The sequence below is a fragment of the Kitasatospora sp. NPDC086801 genome, assembly GCF_044745805.1.
Taxonomy (GTDB): domain Bacteria; phylum Actinomycetota; class Actinomycetes; order Streptomycetales; family Streptomycetaceae; genus Kitasatospora.
This window is the reverse complement of sequence record NZ_JBIVAX010000003.1, coordinates 68,141-86,121: the sequence shown is the minus strand read 5'-3', so window position 1 is coordinate 86,121 and position 17,981 is coordinate 68,141. Positions and strand designations below refer to the sequence as shown.

19 protein-coding genes are annotated in these 17,981 nt (G+C 73.2%); 15 read left to right on the top strand and 4 right to left on the bottom strand.

What is annotated here, in order from left to right; genetic code table 11:
* Nucleotides 1-2 precede the first annotated feature (2 nt).
* Together ACIPLC_RS05585 and ACIPLC_RS05580 are read left to right on the top strand one after the other, a co-directional pair.
* Entirely contained in the window at nucleotides 3-986 is a 984-nt protein-coding gene (locus ACIPLC_RS05585; protein WP_400471778.1) for an NAD(P)H-dependent glycerol-3-phosphate dehydrogenase, read from the top strand.
* 87 nt (nucleotides 987-1,073) lie between these two features.
* Nucleotides 1,074-2,219: a D-alanine--D-alanine ligase family protein gene (locus tag ACIPLC_RS05580; protein ID WP_400471370.1), complete on the top strand. Its 1,146-nt coding sequence runs from the start codon at nucleotides 1,074-1,076 to the stop codon at nucleotides 2,217-2,219.
* Nucleotides 2,220-2,285: 66 nt separating this feature from the next.
* Here the strand turns inward: ACIPLC_RS05580 and ACIPLC_RS05575 are convergent, their stop codons facing one another.
* Nucleotides 2,286-2,804, bottom strand: a complete 519-nt coding sequence (locus ACIPLC_RS05575; protein ID WP_400471368.1) for a DUF3515 domain-containing protein — start codon at nucleotides 2,802-2,804, stop codon at nucleotides 2,286-2,288.
* Nucleotides 2,805-2,824: 20 nt separating this feature from the next.
* Entirely contained in the window at nucleotides 2,825-3,058 is a 234-nt protein-coding gene (locus ACIPLC_RS05570; RefSeq protein ID WP_400471366.1) for an Lrp/AsnC family transcriptional regulator, read from the bottom strand.
* Between the two features lie 206 nt (nucleotides 3,059-3,264).
* On the opposite strand from ACIPLC_RS05570, the gene ACIPLC_RS05565 reads away from it, so the two are divergent.
* The 3 genes from ACIPLC_RS05565 to thiD all read left to right on the top strand — a co-directional run bounded on the left by ACIPLC_RS05565 (nucleotide 3,265) and on the right by thiD (nucleotide 6,350).
* Complete coding sequence (locus ACIPLC_RS05565; protein ID WP_400471364.1) at nucleotides 3,265-4,230, top strand: thiamine-phosphate kinase; 966 nt, start codon at nucleotides 3,265-3,267, stop codon at nucleotides 4,228-4,230.
* 196 nt (nucleotides 4,231-4,426) lie between these two features.
* A complete protein-coding gene (locus ACIPLC_RS05560; protein ID WP_400471362.1) occupies nucleotides 4,427-5,452 on the top strand; it encodes a 6-phosphofructokinase in 1,026 nt (341 codons plus the stop codon).
* Nucleotides 5,453-5,504: 52 nt separating this feature from the next.
* Nucleotides 5,505-6,350, top strand: a complete 846-nt coding sequence (gene thiD, locus ACIPLC_RS05555) for a bifunctional hydroxymethylpyrimidine kinase/phosphomethylpyrimidine kinase (protein WP_400471360.1) — start codon at nucleotides 5,505-5,507, stop codon at nucleotides 6,348-6,350.
* Nucleotides 6,351-6,504: 154 nt separating this feature from the next.
* Here thiD and rpmB read toward each other — a convergent pair whose 3' ends face one another.
* Nucleotides 6,505-6,690: a 50S ribosomal protein L28 gene (gene rpmB / locus ACIPLC_RS05550; RefSeq protein WP_014138233.1), complete on the bottom strand. Its 186-nt coding sequence runs from the start codon at nucleotides 6,688-6,690 to the stop codon at nucleotides 6,505-6,507.
* A gap of 299 nt (nucleotides 6,691-6,989) precedes the next feature.
* Between rpmB and ACIPLC_RS05545 the strand changes: the two genes are divergently transcribed.
* From ACIPLC_RS05545 to mutM, 10 genes are all read left to right on the top strand, one after another.
* On the top strand, nucleotides 6,990-8,621 hold the full coding sequence (locus ACIPLC_RS05545) for a DAK2 domain-containing protein (RefSeq protein WP_400471358.1): 1,632 nt from the start codon (nucleotides 6,990-6,992) through the stop codon (nucleotides 8,619-8,621).
* Nucleotides 8,622-8,672: 51 nt separating this feature from the next.
* Nucleotides 8,673-10,889 (top strand): ATP-dependent DNA helicase RecG, encoded by a 2,217-nt coding sequence (gene recG, locus ACIPLC_RS05540; RefSeq protein ID WP_400471357.1) that lies wholly within the window; start codon nucleotides 8,673-8,675, stop codon nucleotides 10,887-10,889.
* Between the two features lie 104 nt (nucleotides 10,890-10,993).
* Nucleotides 10,994-11,527: a hypothetical protein gene (locus ACIPLC_RS05535; protein WP_400471355.1), complete on the top strand. Its 534-nt coding sequence runs from the start codon at nucleotides 10,994-10,996 to the stop codon at nucleotides 11,525-11,527.
* A gap of 89 nt (nucleotides 11,528-11,616) precedes the next feature.
* Complete coding sequence (gene rsmD, locus ACIPLC_RS05530; RefSeq protein WP_400471353.1) at nucleotides 11,617-12,201, top strand: 16S rRNA (guanine(966)-N(2))-methyltransferase RsmD; 585 nt, start codon at nucleotides 11,617-11,619, stop codon at nucleotides 12,199-12,201.
* A 49-nt stretch (nucleotides 12,202-12,250) separates the two neighbouring features.
* Complete coding sequence (coaD, locus tag ACIPLC_RS05525; RefSeq protein ID WP_400471351.1) at nucleotides 12,251-12,742, top strand: pantetheine-phosphate adenylyltransferase; 492 nt, start codon at nucleotides 12,251-12,253, stop codon at nucleotides 12,740-12,742.
* 214 nt (nucleotides 12,743-12,956) lie between these two features.
* Nucleotides 12,957-14,165, top strand: a complete 1,209-nt coding sequence (locus ACIPLC_RS05520; RefSeq protein ID WP_400471349.1) for a cell division initiation protein — start codon at nucleotides 12,957-12,959, stop codon at nucleotides 14,163-14,165.
* Between the two features lie 172 nt (nucleotides 14,166-14,337).
* The gene (locus tag ACIPLC_RS05515) at nucleotides 14,338-14,982 is read left to right on the top strand and encodes a YceD family protein (RefSeq protein ID WP_400471347.1); all 645 of its coding nucleotides are present in this window, start codon (nucleotides 14,338-14,340) and stop codon (nucleotides 14,980-14,982) included.
* Nucleotides 14,983-14,984: 2 nt separating this feature from the next.
* Nucleotides 14,985-15,158, top strand: a complete 174-nt coding sequence (rpmF, locus tag ACIPLC_RS05510) for a 50S ribosomal protein L32 (protein ID WP_030056747.1) — start codon at nucleotides 14,985-14,987, stop codon at nucleotides 15,156-15,158.
* A gap of 20 nt (nucleotides 15,159-15,178) precedes the next feature.
* On the top strand, nucleotides 15,179-15,970 hold the full coding sequence (rnc, locus tag ACIPLC_RS05505) for a ribonuclease III (RefSeq protein ID WP_400471345.1): 792 nt from the start codon (nucleotides 15,179-15,181) through the stop codon (nucleotides 15,968-15,970).
* 51 nt (nucleotides 15,971-16,021) lie between these two features.
* Nucleotides 16,022-16,900, top strand: coding sequence for a bifunctional DNA-formamidopyrimidine glycosylase/DNA-(apurinic or apyrimidinic site) lyase (gene mutM, locus ACIPLC_RS05500; RefSeq protein ID WP_400471343.1), 879 nt, complete (start codon nucleotides 16,022-16,024; stop codon nucleotides 16,898-16,900).
* 18 nt (nucleotides 16,901-16,918) lie between these two features.
* Here mutM and ACIPLC_RS05495 read toward each other — a convergent pair whose 3' ends face one another.
* Nucleotides 16,919-17,839, bottom strand: coding sequence for a hypothetical protein (locus tag ACIPLC_RS05495; RefSeq protein WP_400471341.1), 921 nt, complete (start codon nucleotides 17,837-17,839; stop codon nucleotides 16,919-16,921).
* Between the last annotated feature and the right edge of the window lie 142 nt (nucleotides 17,840-17,981).

Here is a 17,981-nt window from a genome sequence, read left to right as displayed (position 1 = left end):
TGATGGGGACGGGCTCCTGGGGCACCGCCTTCGCGATGGTGCTGGCCGACGCGGGCAGTGACGTCGTCCTGTGGGCCCGCCGCCAGGAACTCGTCGACGCCATCAACACCACGCACGAGAACCCGGACTACCTGCCGGGCGTGCCGCTGCCGGGCTCCGTCCGGGCCACCACCGACGCCGCCGAGGCGTTGGCCGGCGCCGACTTCGCCGTCCTGGTGGTGCCCTCGCAGACGCTGCGCGACAACCTGGCCGCCTGGACGCCGCTGATCGAGCCGCAGACCGTGCTGGTGAGCCTGATGAAGGGCATCGAACTCGGCACCGCCAAGCGGATGAGCGAGGTGATCGACGAGGTCACCAAGGTCGGTCCGGAGCGCGTCGCGGTGGTCAGCGGGCCCAACCTGGCCCGGGAGATCGCCAATCGGCAGCCCGCCGCCAGCGTCGTCGCCTGCGCGGACGAGGCGGTCGCCAAGCGGCTCCAGGCGGCCTGCCACACGCCGTACTTCCGCCCGTACACCAACACCGACGTGGTGGGCTGCGAGCTCGGCGGCGCGGTCAAGAACGTGATCGGCCTGGCGGTCGGCATGGCGGCCGGCATGGGGCTCGGCGACAACACCAAGGCGACGCTGATCACCCGCGGGCTGGCCGAGACCACCCGGCTCGGCGAGGTGCTCGGCGCCGACCCGCACACCTTCGCCGGGCTCGCCGGGATGGGCGACCTGGTCGCCACCTGCTCCTCGCCGCTGTCGCGCAACAACACCTTCGGCATGAACCTGGGCCGGGGCATGTCGCTCGCGGAGACCATCGCGGCGACCCGGCAGACCGCGGAGGGCGTCAAGTCCTGCGAGTCGGTGCTCGACCTGGCCCGGCGCAACGGCGTCGACATGCCGATCGTCGAGGCGGTGGTGGACGTCGTGCACAACGGCCGGCCCACCCAGGAGGCGCTCCAGGCCCTGATGTCCCGTTCGGCGAAGGCCGAGCGGCGCTGAGGCGGTGTGCCGGGGCGGGTCGCCGGGGCGGGTTGCCGGGGCGGCTGACGCCCCGGAAACCCGTCGCACGGTAGTCTCAAACTCGATATGAGCATCGAACAGTCCTCCCCGAACCCGTCCGCTGCGAAGCCGCGCGTCGCGCTGGTCTTCGGCGGACGCAGCTCCGAGCACGGCGTCTCGGTGGTCACCGCCGGCAGCGTGCTCAAGGCGATCGACCGCGAGAAGTACGAGGTGCTCCCGATCGGGATCACCCCCGAGGGCCGCTGGGCGCTGGTCAGCGACGAGCCCGCCCGGATGGCCATCACCGACGGCCGGATGCCGGACGTCTCGGGCGTCGCCGAGTCCGTGGACGGACAGGTCGCGCTGCCGGTCGCCCCGGGCGACCGGGAGGTCGTCCTGAGCGAGCCGGGAAGCGCCCCCAAGGCCCTCGGCGAGGTCGACGTGGTCTTCCCGCTGCTGCACGGCCCCTGGGGCGAGGACGGCACCCTGCAGGGCCTGTTGGAGCTGTCCGGCGTGCCGTACGTCGGCAACGGCGTGCTCTCCAGCGCGGTCGGCATGGACAAGGAGTTCACCAAGCGGATCCTGGCCTCGCACGGCCTGGGCGTCGGCCGGTACACCATCGTGCGGCCGCGCGACTGGGAGAGCGAGGACGGCCGCGCCGCGGTGCGCGAGCGGGCCGCCGAGCTCGGCCTGCCGCTGTTCGTGAAGCCCTGCCGGGCCGGTTCCAGCATGGGCATCACCAAGGTCAAGGACCTCGCCGACCTCGACGCCGCGATCGAGGAGGCCCGTCGGCACGACCCCAAGCTGATCATCGAGGCCGGCGTCAGCGGCCGCGAGATCGAGTGCGGCGTGCTGGAGACCGAGGACGGCCCGAAGGCCAGCCTCCCGGCCGAGGTGCTGGTCGGCGACGGCTTCGACTTCTACGACTTCGAGGCCAAGTACATCGACTCGTCCGAGGTGCAGATCCCGGCGAAGCTCGACGACGGGCAGACCGCCGAGATCCGCCGCCAGGCGGTGGCCGCGTTCGAGGCGCTCGGCTGCGAGGGCCTGGCCCGGGTGGACTTCTTCCTGCTGGAGGACGGCACCTGGATGGTCAACGAGATCAACACCATGCCCGGCTTCACCCCGATCTCGGCCTACCCGAAGATGTGGGAGGCCACCGGGCTGTCCTACCCGGAGCTGATCGACCGGCTGCTCCAGGCGGCGCTGCGCCGCTCGACCGGCCTGCGGTAGCCGCACCCGAACGACGGAGGGCGGGCCGGGAAGCTCCCGGCCCGCCCTCTCGGCGCCCTCGCGGGCTCAGCCCGGGATGGTGGCCTTCACCGCGCCGGTGAGGGCGGCGGCCGGGTCGAAGGGATTGGCCGCGGCCCCGGCCGGGACGGTCACCTCGACGTAGGCGGCGCGCATGGTCGTCACGAAGCGGTAGCCGCCGTCGGTGAGCTTCTGCGACCACCAGGTGACGTCGTCCACGGTCGGCGACCAGTCCTTGGCGTGCTCGCCGTCCAACTCCTCCGGGCGGTCGACGCCGCAACGCAGCACCGTGCGGGGCGAGCTGGCCCAGGCGGCCACGTACGGCGAGGCGGGCGACGGGTCCTTGCGGGCGTGCCCGAGCAGTTCCTGCGGCAGGGCCGCGGCCAGCGCGCGGCAGTACCCGGCCGCCTTGCCGCCCGGCTGGGGGGCCGCCACCGATGCGTCGGCGGAGCCCCAACTGCCGAGCAGCACCACGACCGTGCAGGTCAGGGCGAGCGGCAGGGCCAGCCAGCGGACGGGGGCGGGCAGGGCTGCCAGCGCCCGGGGGATTCGGAGTTCTCTGGCCACCCGCCGATGGTAGCCGGGCCTTACAGGTGCACCACCGGACAGGTGAGGGTGCGGGTGATGCCCTCGACCTGTTGGATCCTGGCCACCACGAGGCGGCCCAGGTCGTCCACGGTGTCGGCCTCGGCCCGGACGATGACGTCGTACGGGCCGGTGACGTCCTCGGCCTGGAGGACGCCGGGAATCTCGGAGATCGACTGGGCCACGGCGGTGGCCTTGCCGACCTCGGTCTGGATCAGGATGTATGCCTGTACCACGGGGACCTCCGGCGGCCGGTTACGGGGATCGCCGCCGTGATCGCCCGGACGGTCGTCGGGGTGGGAACGGGCTCACCGGCAGTCTGATCACCACGCTACCGCGCGGTGGGCCGGGGAGGGGAGACCCCGACACCCCGGAAGGGCGTACGCTGCGCGCGGGGGCGCGACGGGGCACGAGTTCAGATGGAAACGCGAGAGGACGGCAGATGCAGGGGACCGTGGGCGAGCTCGGCGAGTTCGGTCTCATCAGGGAGCTGACCGCCCGGGTGCCGCTCACCGACGCGGTGGACCTCGGCCCCGGTGACGACGCCGCGGTGGTGAAGGCCCCGGACGGCCGGGTGGTGGCCACCACGGACGTCCTGATCGAGAACCGGCACTTCCGCCGGGACTGGTCCACCGCCTACGACGTGGGCCGCAAGGCCGCCGCCCAGAACCTCGCCGACGTGGCCGCCATGGGCGCGGTGCCGACCGCGATACTGCTCGGCCTGGTCGCCCCCGCCGACCTGCCCACCACCTGGGCCACCGAGCTGATGGACGGGCTGCGCGACGAGTGCCAGGTGGCCGGGGCGACGGTCGTCGGCGGCGACGTGGTGCGCGGAGACACCGTCATGCTGGCCATCACGGCGCTCGGGGACCTCCAGGGGCGCGCGGCGGTGACGCGCGCCGGTGCGCAGGTCGGCGACGTGGTCGCGGTGACCGGCTGGCTCGGCTGGTCGGCCGCCGGACTGACCGTGCTCCAGCGCGGCTTCCGCTCCCCGCGCGCCTTCGTCGAGGCGCACCGCCGACCCGAGCCGCCGTACCACGCGGGCCCGGCCGGCGCCGAGTTGGGCGCGACCTCGATGATCGACGTGAGCGACGGACTGGTCGCCGACCTCGGCCACGTGGCCCGCGCCAGCGCGGTGGACATCGACCTGAAGGCCGCCGACTTCGACGTCCCGGCCCAGATGGCCGACATCGGACAGGCGGTCGGGGTGGACCCGCTGGTCTGGGTGCTGTCCGGCGGCGAGGACCACGCGATCGTGGCCACCTTCCCGCGCGGGGTCCAACTCCCGGCCCGCTGGCGGGTGGTGGGCGAGGTGACCGGCCGCCCCCGGGGCAGCCGCAGCGGCCGGGTGACGGTGGACGGCGCGCCCTGGGACCGGGTCGGCGGCTGGGACCACTTCGCCGAGTGACGGGCGGCCGCGCCGATTGTCGTACGGCACACGGCGGATGCGCCCCGGACACCGGCGCGCGGCGGGCGGCGCGTGACCCCCGGACTCGCGGCGGACGGGCTTCGCGGGTCCGTTTTGCGTAGGCTGGCGACTTCCGAGCCCGCCCGCCGTCTGGTGTGGGTGGTCTGAACCACTGCGAGCGGGAGCGCACCCAGTCATGCGTATCGGTGTACTGACCAGCGGCGGCGACTGCCCCGGCCTCAACGCGGTGATCCGCTCCATCGTGCACCGGGGCACGGACGTGCACGGCGACGAGATCGTCGGCATCCTGGACGGCTTCCTCGGCCTGATCGAGGGCCGCACCCGGCCGGTCTCGCACGACGACGTCACCGGCCTGCTCACCCTCGGCGGCACCGTCCTGGGCTCCGCCCGGGTGCAGCGCGAGCGGATCTCCTGGGCGGTGGAGAACGCGAGGACGCTGGCCCGGGACATCGGCATCGACGCGCTCATCGCGATCGGCGGCGAGGGCACGCTGACCGCCGCCAGGCTGTTCAGCGACGCCGGACTGCCGGTCGTCGGGGTGCCCAAGACCATCGACAACGACATCGACGCCACCGACGCCACCTTCGGCTTCGACACCGCGGTGCACGTCGCGACCGAGGCGATCGACCGGCTCAAGACCACCGCCGAGTCCCACCAGCGCGTCATGGTGGTCGAGTTGATGGGGCGTCACACCGGCTGGATCGCCCTCACCGCGGGCATGGCCGGCGGTGCGCACGGCATCCTCATCCCGGAGAAGCCCTTCGACATCGAGGCGGTGGCCCGGATGGTCGAGGACCGCTTCGAGCGCGGCAAGAAGTTCGCCATCATCGCCGTCGCCGAGGGTGCCGCCCCGCTGCCCGGCACCATGAGCTTCGACCACGGCGAGGTCGACCAGTACGGCCACCGGACCTTCGGCGGGATCGGCAACCGGCTCGCCCACGAACTGGAGGACCTGCTCGGCAAGGAGGCCCGCCCGGTCATCCTCGGGCACACCCAGCGCGGCGGCACCCCGACCGCCCGGGACCGGGTGCTCGCCACCCGCTTCGGCTGGCACGCCGTCGAGGCCGTCCACCAGGGCGCGTTCGGCCACTTCACCGCGCTGCGCCGGACCGGGATCGAGCTGGTGCCGATCGCCGACGCGGTGACCCGGCTGAAGACGGTGCCGGAGGACCGCTGGGTGGAGTCCGAGGCCGTGCTCTGAACGCGCGCAGCTAGGGTGCCGTGCTCTGAACCCGCGCAGGTAGGTTGACCTCATGGCCCACCCGTCTCCCACCCCCGCCCTTGGCCGGCGCGCTGCGCGCGGCCCCTCGTCCGCACCCCCCCGCGTGCTCACCGTCGCCGGCTCCGACTCCGGCGGCGGCGCCGGCATCCAGGCCGACCTCAAGACGATGCTCGCCCTCGGCGTCCACGGCATGAGCGTGATCACCGCCGTCACCGCGCAGAACTCGCTCGGCGTCCAGGGCTACTGGGAGCTGCCCGCCGAGGCGGTCCGGGCGCAGTTCCGCAGTGTGGTCGACGACATCGGGGTGCAGGCCGTGAAGACCGGCATGCTCGCCTCGATCGAACTGGTCGAGACCGTCTCCCAACTGCTGGCCGGGGTGGACGCCCCGGTGGTCGTCGACCCGGTCGGCGTCTCCAAGCACGGGGACGCCCTGCTGGCCGCCGAGGCCGTCGCCACCGTCCGCGAGAGGCTGTTGCCGGTCGCCACCCTGGCCACCCCCAACCTGCACGAGGTGACCCAGCTCACCGGCCGGACCGTCGAGGGCGAGGGGCAGATGCTGGACGCCGCCAAGGCGCTGCTCGACCTCGGGCCGCGCTGGGCGTTGGTCAAGGGCGGCCACCTGGAGGGCGAGGCCGCCGACCTGCTCTACGGCGGGCCCGGCGAGGTGCACTGGTACCGGGCGCCGCGCTACGACAACCGGCACACCCACGGCACCGGCTGCACCCTGGCCAGTGCGATCGCGGCCGGGCTGGCCAAGGGGGAGCCGCTGCCGGAGGCGGTCGGCTCGGCCAAGGAGTACATCACCGGCGCGATCGCCGGGGGCTTCGCGCTCGGCGCCGGGATCGGCCCGGTCGACCACGCCTGGCGCTGGCGCTGACCAGGGCGGTGGGCGGGCCCCCGGGCCCCCCCCCCACCACGGGTGTGGCGGGGAACACGGGCGGCGGCGGTGAAGCGGTGGCGGGAAAACAGTGAAGCCGGTTCATCCGAGGATGAACCGGCTTCACTGGAGGACCGGCATGCCGGTCTGCGCGTCAGCGCGAGACCTTACCGGCCTTGATGCACGAGGTGCAGACGTTGAGCCGCTTCGGCGTCCGCCCAATCACAGCGCGCACCGTCTGAATGTTGGGGTTCCAACGACGGGGGGTACGGCGGTGAGAGTGGGAGATGCTGTTGCCGAAGCCCGGCCCCTTGCCGCAGACGTCGCAGTTGGCAGCCACAGGAGTCACTCCAAGACTTCAGATCATTTACGTTCGACAACCCCGCTGGACCAGTGGAGCACTCGCGTGAACCGGACCGGACCGAAGGGCGAGCCCGGATTGTTCCAGGCAACCGGAAGAGCATACAACGCTTGTTCCGGTTCAACGAAACTACCATGTCCGGCCGGGTGATCGCTCCGGTCGCCGGTCCGGGCGACCCTCCCCGACCCCCGATAACCTGCCGGTATCACCCCTCGCCGCGGCTTCGAACGTGCTGCCGCCCCTCAGGCCATCGCGGCGTCCCACCCGGAGGAGACCTGGTGCTGCACACGCTCGACGCCCCGGCCGTGCGCACCTGGTGCCAGCTCGCCCTGCGCGCGCTCGGCCAGGCCCGCGAGGAGATCGACGCGCTCAACGTCTATCCCGTCCCGGACGGCGACACCGGCACCAACCTCTACCTGACCGTCGAATCCGCCGCCGCCGAGGTGGAGAGCCGCTTCGCCGACCCCGCCGCCGACCAGGCCCCCGGCCTGGCCGACACCGCGCGGGCGATGGCCCGCGGCGCCCTGGTCGGCGCCCGCGGCAACTCCGGGGTGATCCTCGCCCAGTGGCTGCGCGGCACCGCCGAGACGCTCGCCGAGGGCGGCGGCGCCGACCAGTTGCGGGCCGCCCTGCAGCGGGCCGCCGACTCCGCGTACCAGGCCGTGGCGGAGCCCGTCGAGGGCACCCTGCTGACCGTCGCCCGGGTCGCCGCCCGGGAGGCCGTCCGGGCCGGGGACGGGCTCGCACAGGTCGCCGACACCGCCTACCGGGCCGCCCGGGACGCGCTGCGGCACACCCCCCAACAGCTCGCCGTGCTGGCCGAGAACGGGGTGGTGGACGCCGGCGGGCGCGGCCTGGTCGCCGTGCTCGGCGCGCTCGCCGACGCCGTCGCCGGGCAGCAGCCGATGGGCCCGGTCGCGCTGCGCGGGGACGTCCGGGCGGTCGGGAGCTGCGCGGTGCACCTGAGGCCGCCCGGCCCCGGCCACCCCGCGTTCGAGGTGATCTACCTGCTCGACGCGCCCGACGACGCCCTGCCCGCGCTGCGCGAGCGGCTCGGCACGCTCGGCGACTCCCTGGTGGTCGGCGGCGGCGACGGCCTGTGGAACGTGCACGTCCACGTGGACGACGCGGGCGCCGCCGTCGAGGCCGGGGTCGAGGCCGGGCGGCCGCACCAGATCCGGATCACGCACTTCGCCGAGGCCGCCGCCCGGGCCGGCAGCGCCGCCGAGCGCGGCGAACGCCCGGAGCGGGCCCGCGCGGTGCTCTCCGTGGTGTCCGGCGAGGGCCTGGCCGAGCTGTGCGAGCAGGCCGGCGCCGTCGCCCTGCACGCCGACCCGGACCGCCCGCCGGCCAGCGCCGAACTCGCCGCCGCCGTCCGCCGCTCGGCCGCCCGCGAGGTCGTCCTGCTGCTCAACGACCCCGAACTGCGCGCCGCCGCCGGGGCCGCCGCCGACCAGCTGCGCGAGGAGGGCGTGCGGATCGCCGTGCTGCCCACCCGCTCGCCGGTGCAGGGCCTGGCGGCGCTGGCGGTGCACGAGGGCGGCCGCCGCTTCGACGAGGACGTGGTCGCCATGACCTCCGCGGCCGGCGCCACCCGGTACGCCGAACTCGCCGTCGCCGAGGGGGAGTCCTGGACGATGGCCGGGGTCTGCCAGGCCGGGGACGTGCTCGGCCTGATCGACGGCGACGTCGCGGTGATCGGCACCGGGCTGGCCGAGGTCGGGGCCAGCGTGCTGGACCGGATGCTCGGCGCGGGCGGCGAACTCGTCACCCTGGTCCTCGGCGAGGGCGCCGACGAGGCGCTCGCCGACCACCTGGTGGCACACGCCCGGCACCGGCGGCCCGAGGTCGACGCGGTGGTCTTCCACGGCGGCCAGGAGTCCGCGCCGCTGCTCATCGGGGTGGAGTAGGGCACGCCGCGGGGCCCGGAATGTCGGCCCCGTGGTGTAAACAGGGGCCTGATGGGCGCTCTCGATGAATCACTGACCAAACTCGTCGGCGACCGCACCGCGAAGGTGCTCGCCGACAGCCTCAAGCTGCGCACGGTCGGGGACCTGCTGCACCACTATCCGCGCCGCTACGTCGAACGCGGCCAGCTCACCAGTCTGGACGAGCTGGAGATCGACGAGCACGTCACCGTGCTGGCCCGGATCGAGAAGGTCACCCTGATCCCGTTCCGCGGCCGCAAGGGCGACCGGCTGGAGGTCGTCGTCACCGACGGCCGCAGCCGGCTCTCGCTGGTCTTCTTCAACCAGGGCTGGCGGCAGAAGGAGCTCAAGTCCGGCGCCCAGGGCCTGTTCGCGGGCAAGGTCGGCGTCTTCAACCGCAGCCGCCAGCTGGTCTCGCCGGACTACCAGCTGCTCGACGAGGAAGCCGGATCGGACGCCGCCCGGCAGTTCGCCGGCCGGCTCATCCCGGTCTACGGCGCCAGCGCGCAGATGCCCAGCTGGAAGCTGTCGATCTGCATCGAGACGGCCCTCACCAAGCACCTGGGCGATGTCGGCGAACCGCTGCCCGCCGAACTGCGCGAGCGGCACGAGCTGATCCCGCTGCCCGAGGCGCTGGAGCTGATCCACCGCCCGAGCAGCCAGGCCGACCGCGAGCGCGCCCAGAGCCGGCTGCGCTGGGACGAGGCCTTCGTGCTCCAGGTCGCCCTGGCCCAGCGTCGGGCCGCCGAGTCCGCGCTGCCCGCCGTCCCGCGCAGGGCCCGCGCGGGCGGCCTGCTGGACGCCTTCGACGCCCGGCTGCCGTTCACCCTCACCGAGGGCCAGCGGAAGGTGTCCGCCGAGATCGCCGCCGACCTGGCCGGCGAGCACCCGATGCACCGGCTGCTCCAGGGCGAGGTCGGCTCCGGCAAGACCCTGGTCGCGCTGCGCGCCATGCTCGCCGTGGTCGACGCGGGCGGCCAGGCCGTGCTGCTCGCGCCCACCGAGGTGCTGGCCCAGCAGCACCACCGCTCGATCGTCGAGATGATGGGCGACCTGGCGGAGGGCGGCATGCTCGGCGGCTCCGACCTCGGTACCCGGGTGGTGCTGCTGACCGGCTCCATGGGTGTCCCGGCCCGCCGCCAGGCGCTGCTCGACATGGCCTGCGGCGACGCCGGCGTCGCCATCGGCACCCACGCGCTGATCGAGGACAAGGTCCAGTTCCAGGACCTCGGCCTGGTCGTGGTCGACGAGCAGCACCGCTTCGGCGTCGAACAGCGGGACGCGCTGCGCGCCAAGGGCGAACAGCCGCCGCACCTGCTGGTGATGACCGCCACCCCGATCCCGCGCACCGTCGCGATGACCGTCTTCGGGGACTTGGAGACCTCCGTCCTCGACCAGCTGCCGGCCGGCCGCTCGCCGATCTCCACCCACGTCGTCCCCGCACTGGAGAAGCCCAACTTCCTCACCCGGGCCTGGGAGCGCGTCCGCGAGGAGGTCGCCAAGGGCCACCAGGCGTACGTGGTCTGCCCCCGGATCGGGGACGAGGAGCCCGCCGCCGAGCCGAAGAAGAAGCGGAGGGCGGCCGAGGAGGACCTGGAGGACGTCGCCGACGCCGGTGCCGGGAGCGACGAACGGCGGCCCCCGCTCTCGGTGGTGGAGACCGCCGAGAAGCTGGTCGAGGGCCCGCTGCAGGGCCTGCGGGTGGAGATCCTGCACGGTCGGCTGGCCCCGGAGGCCAAGGACGAGGTGATGCGCCGGTTCACCGCGGGCGAGGTGGACGTGCTGGTCGCCACCACCGTCATCGAGGTCGGCGTCAACGTCCCCAACTCCACCGCGATGGTCATCATGGACGCCGACCGCTTCGGCGTCTCCCAGCTCCACCAGTTGCGCGGCCGGGTCGGCCGCGGCAGCGCGGCGGGCCTGTGCCTGCTGGTCAGCGACATGCCCGCGGGCAGCGCCGCCCGGGCCCGGCTGGACGCGGTGGCCGGCACCCTGGACGGCTTCGAGCTGTCCCGGATCGACCTCGAACAGCGCCGCGAGGGCGACGTGCTGGGCCAGGCGCAGTCCGGGGTGAAGTCCTCGCTCAAGGTGCTCTCGGTGCTGGAGGACGAGGAGGTCATCCTCACCGCCCGGACGGAGGCCACCCGGCTGGTCGCCGAGGACCGCGAGCTGACCGCCCACCCGGAGCTGCGCACCGCGCTGGAGAGCCTGCTCGACGAGGACCGCGCGGCCTACATGGAGAAGGGCTGAGCGGCCGCCGCCGGCCCCGGAATTGTCAGACCCCCGCGAGAGAATGAAGGTGTTCAGGGCGCACCCCAAGGTGCGTACCTGGCACGACATTTGGGGGTCCTGCCATGGCATTCCGTCATCTCAACGAGCTCCCGCTGGGCGACAAGGTCTTCCGGATCGAACTCGCCAGCGACGACGACCGCGAGGTCACCCTCACCCTGACCGGCTGGCGCGAGGGGGCGGCCGCCCAGCCGCTCGCCTCGGGCAAGCTCCGCCTGCCGGTCGAGGACGTCGCCTCGCTGCGGATCGCGCTCAACCGCGCGCTGCGGGCGCTGGCGATCGTCGCCGACGTCTCCGAGCCCATCCCCGACCGCGACGTGCTGCGCGAGCTGTACCCCGGCCACGGCGCCCCCTGGGTCCCGCAGCACGAGGAGGAGCTGGTCCGGCGCTTCCACGAGGGCGAGACCGTCGCCCGGATCGCCGCCCGCTTCGGCCGCACCCCCGACTCCGTCCGCACCAAGCTGCGCGAGCTCGGGCACGACCCGCGCCGCCCCGAGTTCTGCCCGCCCGACGGCTGCCTGTCCTGGTCCCGCTACGCCTCGCCGGCGCTGCTCGGCGCGGCCGTCCCGGCCCGACCGGCGGGCTCCGAGGCGAGCTGAGCCGTGACCCCCGGGGCCCCACCGATCCGTCGGTGGGGCCCCGACCCGTATAGCGTGGTCGGGCAGCGACGAAAGGACCTCCCCCCACCATGACCCGCGTGATCGCCGGGCTGGCCGGCGGCCGCCGGCTGGCCGTACCGCCAGGCCGGGGCACCCGCCCGACCTCCGACAAGGCCCGTGAGGCGATGTTCTCCACCCTGGAGGCGCTGCGCGGCACCCTGCACGGGGCCCGGATGCTCGACCTGTTCGGCGGATCGGGCGCGGTCGGCCTGGAGGCGCTGTCGCGCGGCGCCGAGCACGTCCTGCTGGTCGAGGCGGACGGCCAGGCGGCCCGGGTGATCCGGGAGAACGTCCGCACGATCGCCCTGCCGGGCGTGGAGGTGAAGGCCGCCAAGGCCGAGCAGGTGATCGCGGGCCCGACCCCGCAGACCCCGTACGACCTGGTCTTCCTCGACCCGCCGTACGCCGTGACGGACGACGAGTTGCGCGAGATGCTGATCACACTCCTGGCTGGGGGCTGGCTCGCGGAGGACGCACTCGTCACCGTGGAGCGCAGCACCCGTGGCGGCGAGTTCGGCTGGCCCGAGGGCTTCGAGGTGCTGCGCTCGCGCCGCTACGGCGAGGGCACGCTCTGGTACGGTCGCGCCGCCGCCGAGGCCAGCCAGCACGAGTAGCGGGCCGAGGCCCGCAGCAGCCGTCACCCCACGAGGGAGCACACACGCCATGCGCCGCGCCGTCTGTCCCGGGTCGTTCGACCCGATCACCAACGGTCATCTCGACATCATCGGGCGGGCCTCGAAGCTGTACGACGTCGTGCACGTCGCGGTCCTGATCAACCGGAACAAGCAGGGCATGTTCAGCGTCGAGGAGCGGATCGGGCTGATCGAGGAGGTCACCGCGGACTTCGGGAACGTGGTGGTCGAGTCGCACCACGGCCTGCTGGTGGACTTCTGCCGGGAGCGCGGGATCCCCGCGATCATCAAGGGCCTGCGCGCGGTCAGCGACTTCGACTACGAGCTGCAGATGGCCCAGATGAACCACGGCCTGACCGGGGTGGAGACGCTGTTCGTGCCGACCTCCCCGACGTACAGCTTCCTCTCCTCGACGCTGGTCAAGGAGGTCGCCTCGTACGGCGGGGACGTCTCCCACCTGCTGCCGGAGACGGTGCACCGGCGGCTGGTCGAGCGGATCGCGGAGCGCAAGGCCGAGCAGTAGCCGGGGAGCAGGGGCGCCGGCGGCCGCGCGGCCGCCGTCCGTTTCTGCCGGTTCGTCATGACTTGTCCGGCGCCCGGTCGGCCGGTTCGACTCGGGCGTTGTGACCTCGCCGCGCGGTGGCCGTACAGTCTGTATTCCTGCCCCTGCGGTGAGGTTCACCGCGTCGGGCCTGCCTCCGCCGGACCGTCGGCGGCACACGGAAAGACGAAGCCCCGTGGACGTGCAGAACAAGGTCGACGAGATCGTCACAGCGGTCGAGAACGCCCGCTCGATGCCGATGTCGGCCTCCTGCGTGGTGAACCGGGCCGAACTGATCGGCCTGCTCAAGGACCTCAAGGCGGTGCTGCCCGCCGAACTCGCCCAGGCCCAGTCGATGATGGCCGACCACGAGCAGGTGGTGGCCGGGGCCCAGGCCGAGGCCGACCGGATCATCCAGGGCGCACACGCCGAGCGCGGCTCGCTGATCTCGGACACCGAGGTGGTCCGCCGGGCCCAGGCCGAGGCCGACCGGATCCTCGCCGAGGCCCGTGGCGAGGTCGAGGCCAAGCGTGCCGAGGCCGACGACTACGTGGACAGCAAGCTCGCCAACTTCGAGGTCGTGCTGACCAAGACGCTCGGCGCCGTCGGCCGCGGTCGGACCAAGCTGCGCGGCGACTCCAGCGTCTTCGAGACCGAGTTCGACGGCGAGACGGACGGCGAGGAGTTCCAGCCGCAGCGGATCACCCCCAGCCCCGAGGTCGACGAGTACGTCGATGTGAAGCTCGCCACGCTGGAGAACGTCCTCGGCGCCACCCTGGAGGCCGTCGGCAAGGGTCGCGACAAGCTGCTCGGCAAGCGGTCGATCGACGAGCTGGGCGCCTACCTGGCCGCCGCCGACGAGGCGCAGCAGGCCAAGGAGCGGGCCGAGGCGGTGGCCGCCGGCTTCTCCACCGAGGCCGACGCCAACGGCGACGACATCGCCTGGTACCGCGAGGACGTCCCGCAGCAGCAGACCTGGCCGGAGCAGGCCCCGGCGGCGGCGGGCTGGCAGGCCCCCGGCGCCGACCAGTACGCGGCCGCCCAGCAGCAGGGCGGGCAGCAGCAGGGCGGGCAGTACGCCGAGGTGTACGCCGGCGGCTACGACCCGGCCGGCCAGGGCGACCCGTACGGCGCCCAGTGGGGGCACCAGCAGCAGGGCGCCGTGGACGGCTACCCGCAGCAGCAGCCGGACTACGCGGGCCAGCAGCAGCACGGGGACTACGGCTATCCGCAACAGCAGCAGCCGGGCTACGGCGCGCAGCAGTACGACGCCTACACCTACCCGCAGCAGCCCGCCGCCCCGCCGGCCGTGCCGCAGCAGCAGCAGCCGGGCCTGGACGAGACCAGCTTCTTCGACACCAGCATGATCGACATGACCCGGCTCCGGGAGCTGGGCGGCCGCTGAGCCAGGTCGGCGCGGGCCCGGCGGGAGCTCCTGACGGGAGCGAAGTTGGGCCTGGCCGGAGACTCCGGTAGGCTGACCACTCCGGCCTTTTCGTGTCGGACTGTCGGCTTGCCCGCGCACCGTTGGTGCGGTGGCACCGCGATCGAAGATTCCCCATGGAAGTCAGGACACCTTGAACCGCCTCGACCACCGCGACCCCCTCGTGTTCGACACGCACGAGCTGGGACGTCGCCCGGGCTCGCTGCGCAAGGTGTCCCGTACCCTGGAGGCCCCCGCGGGCCTGGGGATCATCGACGTGATCGGCGTCCCGGAGAAGAGCGAGCTCCGGCTGGAGCTCCGCCTGGAGTCCGTGGTCGAGGGCGTGCTGGTGACCGGCACCGCCGAGGCCCAGGTCGAGGGCGAGTGCGTCCGGTGCCTGGAGCCCGTCGAGGACGACCTCGACGTCGACTTCCAGGAGCTGTACTACTACCCGGAGTCCGACGAGCGTCACCGCGCCCGGACCGCCGGGACCGAGGACCTCGACGAGGACTCGGAAGAAGAGACTTACCGCTTGGAGGGCGACTTCTTCGACCTCCAGCCGGTGCTGCGTGATGCGGTGGTGCTCGCACTGCCGCTGCAGCCGGTGTGCCAGGAAGACTGCCTGGGCCTGTGCTCCGAGTGCGGAGCGCGCCTGAGCGACGACCCGACGCACCACCACGACGCCGCCGACCCCCGGTGGGCGGCTCTGCAGGGACTCTCCGCCGCCCCCGGCGACGAGGGTGACGGGATCAAGAACAGCGACACCCGTGAGGGTCTCGCCGAGAACCAGGAGAAGTAGCCGTGGCTGTTCCGAAGCGGAAGATGTCGCGCAGCAACACGCGCCACCGCCGGTCCAACTGGAAGGCCGTCGTTCCGGCCCTCGTGGCGTGCGACCGCTGCCACGAGCCGAAGCTGGGTCACATCGCGTGCCCGAGCTGCGGCACGTACAACCGTCGCCAGGTCCTCTCGGTCTGATCGGCGGGGTGCACGGATCGATGTCGGACGGTAACTCCACCCGCAAGGCGTCCTCCGCCCCTAAGGGTTCCTCTTTGGGCGGTGGCAAGGCCGGTGGGCCGGCTTCGACCGAATACGACGTCCTGGAAGGGCGCCTCGGGTACACGCTCGAGCGCGCCCTTCTGGTGCGTGCCCTGACCCACCGCTCGTACGCGTACGAGAACGGGGGCCTGCCCACCAACGAGCGCCTGGAGTTCCTCGGGGACTCGGTGCTGGGCCTCGTGGTGACCGACACCCTCTACCGCGTCCACCCGGACGTCCCGGAGGGCACGCTCGCCAAGCTGCGCGCCGCGGTGGTGAACTCCCGCGCGCTCGCGGACGTCGGCCGGGGCCTGGAACTCGGCACGTTCATCCGGCTCGGCAAGGGCGAGGAGGGCACCGGCGGCCGCGACAAGTCGTCGATCCTCGCCGACACCGTCGAGGCCGTGATCGGGGCCGTCTACCTGGACCAGGGTCTGGACGCGGCCACCGAGTTCGTCCACCGGCTGTTCGACCCGCTGATCGAGGAGTCCTCTCAGCTGGGCGCCGGCCTGGACTGGAAGACCAGCCTCCAGGAGCTCACCGCCTCGGTGGGCATCGGGGTGCCCGAGTACGTGGTCATGGAGTCCGGTCCGGACCACGAGAAGACCTTCACCGCGGCGGCCCGGGTGGCCGGCGAGGACTTCGGCAGCGGCGTCGGCCGCTCGAAGAAGGAGGCCGAGCAGAAGGCCGCCGAGAGCGCCTGGCGGGCGATCAAGGAGAAGTACGCCGACCGGCTGCCCGCCGGGGCGTGAGGGAGCAGTAGCCTTCCTCCTGCTGATCCCTTCCGCAGGAGGCCTGTTCCCGTGCCCGAACTTCCCGAGGTCGAGGTCGTCCGCCGTGGTATGGCGAACTGGGTCGCCGGGCGGACCGTCGCCGACGTCCAGGTGCTGCACCCGCGCGCGGTGCGCCGCCAGCCCGCCGGCGCCGCCGACTTCACCGCCCGGCTGACCGGCACCACCCTCGGCACCGCGCAGCGGCGCGGCAAGTACCTGTGGGTGCCGCTGGCGGGGACGGGGGCGGGATTCTCGCTGATCGGCCACCTCGGCATGAGCGGCCAACTCCTCGTCCAGGACCCGTCCGTACCCGACGAGACGCACCTGCGGGTACGGCTGCGGTTCACCGACGGCGGGCGCGAACTGCGCTTCGTCGACCAGCGGACCTTCGGCGGCCTCGCGGTCGAGGAGGCCGAGGACGGCGACCCCGAGGGCACGCCGCTCTCCATCGCGCACATCGCCCGCGACCCGCTCGACCCGCGCTTCGACGACGCCGCCTTCACGGCCGCGCTGCGGGCCAAGCGCACCACCGTGAAGCGGGCGCTGCTCGACCAGACGCTGATCAGCGGGGTCGGCAACATCTACGCCGACGAGGCGCTCTGGCGCTCCCGGCTGCACTACGACCGCCCGACCGCGACGCTCACCCGCCCGCAGGCCGCCGAACTGCTGGCCAACGCCCGCGAGGTGATGACGGCGGCGCTCGCCGTCGGCGGCACCAGCTTCGACAGCCTGTACGTCAACGTGAACGGCGAGAGCGGCTACTTCTCCCGCGACCTCGACGCGTACGGCCGCGAGCACGAGCCCTGCCGCCGCTGCGGCACCCCGATCCGGCGGGCCGCCTGGATGAACCGCTCCAGCTACTTCTGCCCCCGCTGCCAGCGGGTGCCGCGGGCCCGCAGCGGGGGCTGACGGCGAGGGCCGGGGAGCTCAGTGCTTGGCGAGTTCCGGCTGGTCGGCGGCCGCCTCGCCGGGGGAGCCGTGGGTGTCCTGGCCGTAGTAGGCGACCCCGACCGCGGACACCACCGCGAGCAGGAAGCCGACCACGCCGAGCCAGCCCAGGCCGGACTTGGAGGAGTCGCCGAGCCAGAGCACGCCGATCGCGCCGGGCAGCACCGTCTCGCCGACCACCAGCGCGGCCGTCGCGCCGTTCACCGAGCCGATCTGCAACGCCACGGTGTGCACGTACATGCCGCCGAGGCCGCCGACCAGGATCGCGTACAGCGCCGGGTCGGAGAGCAGCTTGGCGAGGTCGAACGGGTCGACGCCGTTCAGGATGCGCACGCCGACGCCCAGCGCGCCGAAGCCCAGGCCGGAGAGCAGACCGGCGACGATCGCGCCCTTGGAGCCCATCCGCCGCACCAGCAGGCCGCCGCCGACCAGCAGCACGGTGGTGACCAGCAGCAGGCCCCAGTGGAAGGCCATCGACGCGTGGTGGCCGCCCTCCGGGCCGGCCGAGACGGCCAGCAGCACCAGCGCCGAGCAGAGCACGCCGATCGAGGCCCACTCCAACTGCTTGAGCCGGATGCCGAGCAGCTTGATGCTCAGCACCGCGGTGATCACCAGGTTGGCGCTGATGATGGTCTGGGAGAGGAACAGCGGCAGCAGCCGCGCGGCCAGCGCGCCCAGCCCGAAGCCGATCAGGTCGAGCACCGTGCCGAGGATGAACTCCCAGGTGACGGCGGCCTTCGCGGTCGAGGACAGGCTCGGCCCGCCGTGCTCGGTGGTGGCACCGGCGGCGCCCTTGGCGGCCTCCTCGCGGGCGGAACGGCGGGATCCGACGGCCTGCAGGACTGAGCCGGTGCCGTAGCAGGCGGATGCCGCCACGGCGGTGACGAGGCCGATGATCACCGGGTGCTCCGATCGGGAGATGGGTCAAGAACAGGTAATGGGACCAGTGGTCCGGGACCACTATGCCCGCCCGCGCGGTACGGTCGGCGCACCGCCCGGAACACCCTGGGCCCGCCGGGACGTACGTCCGGGCGCCGGCCGC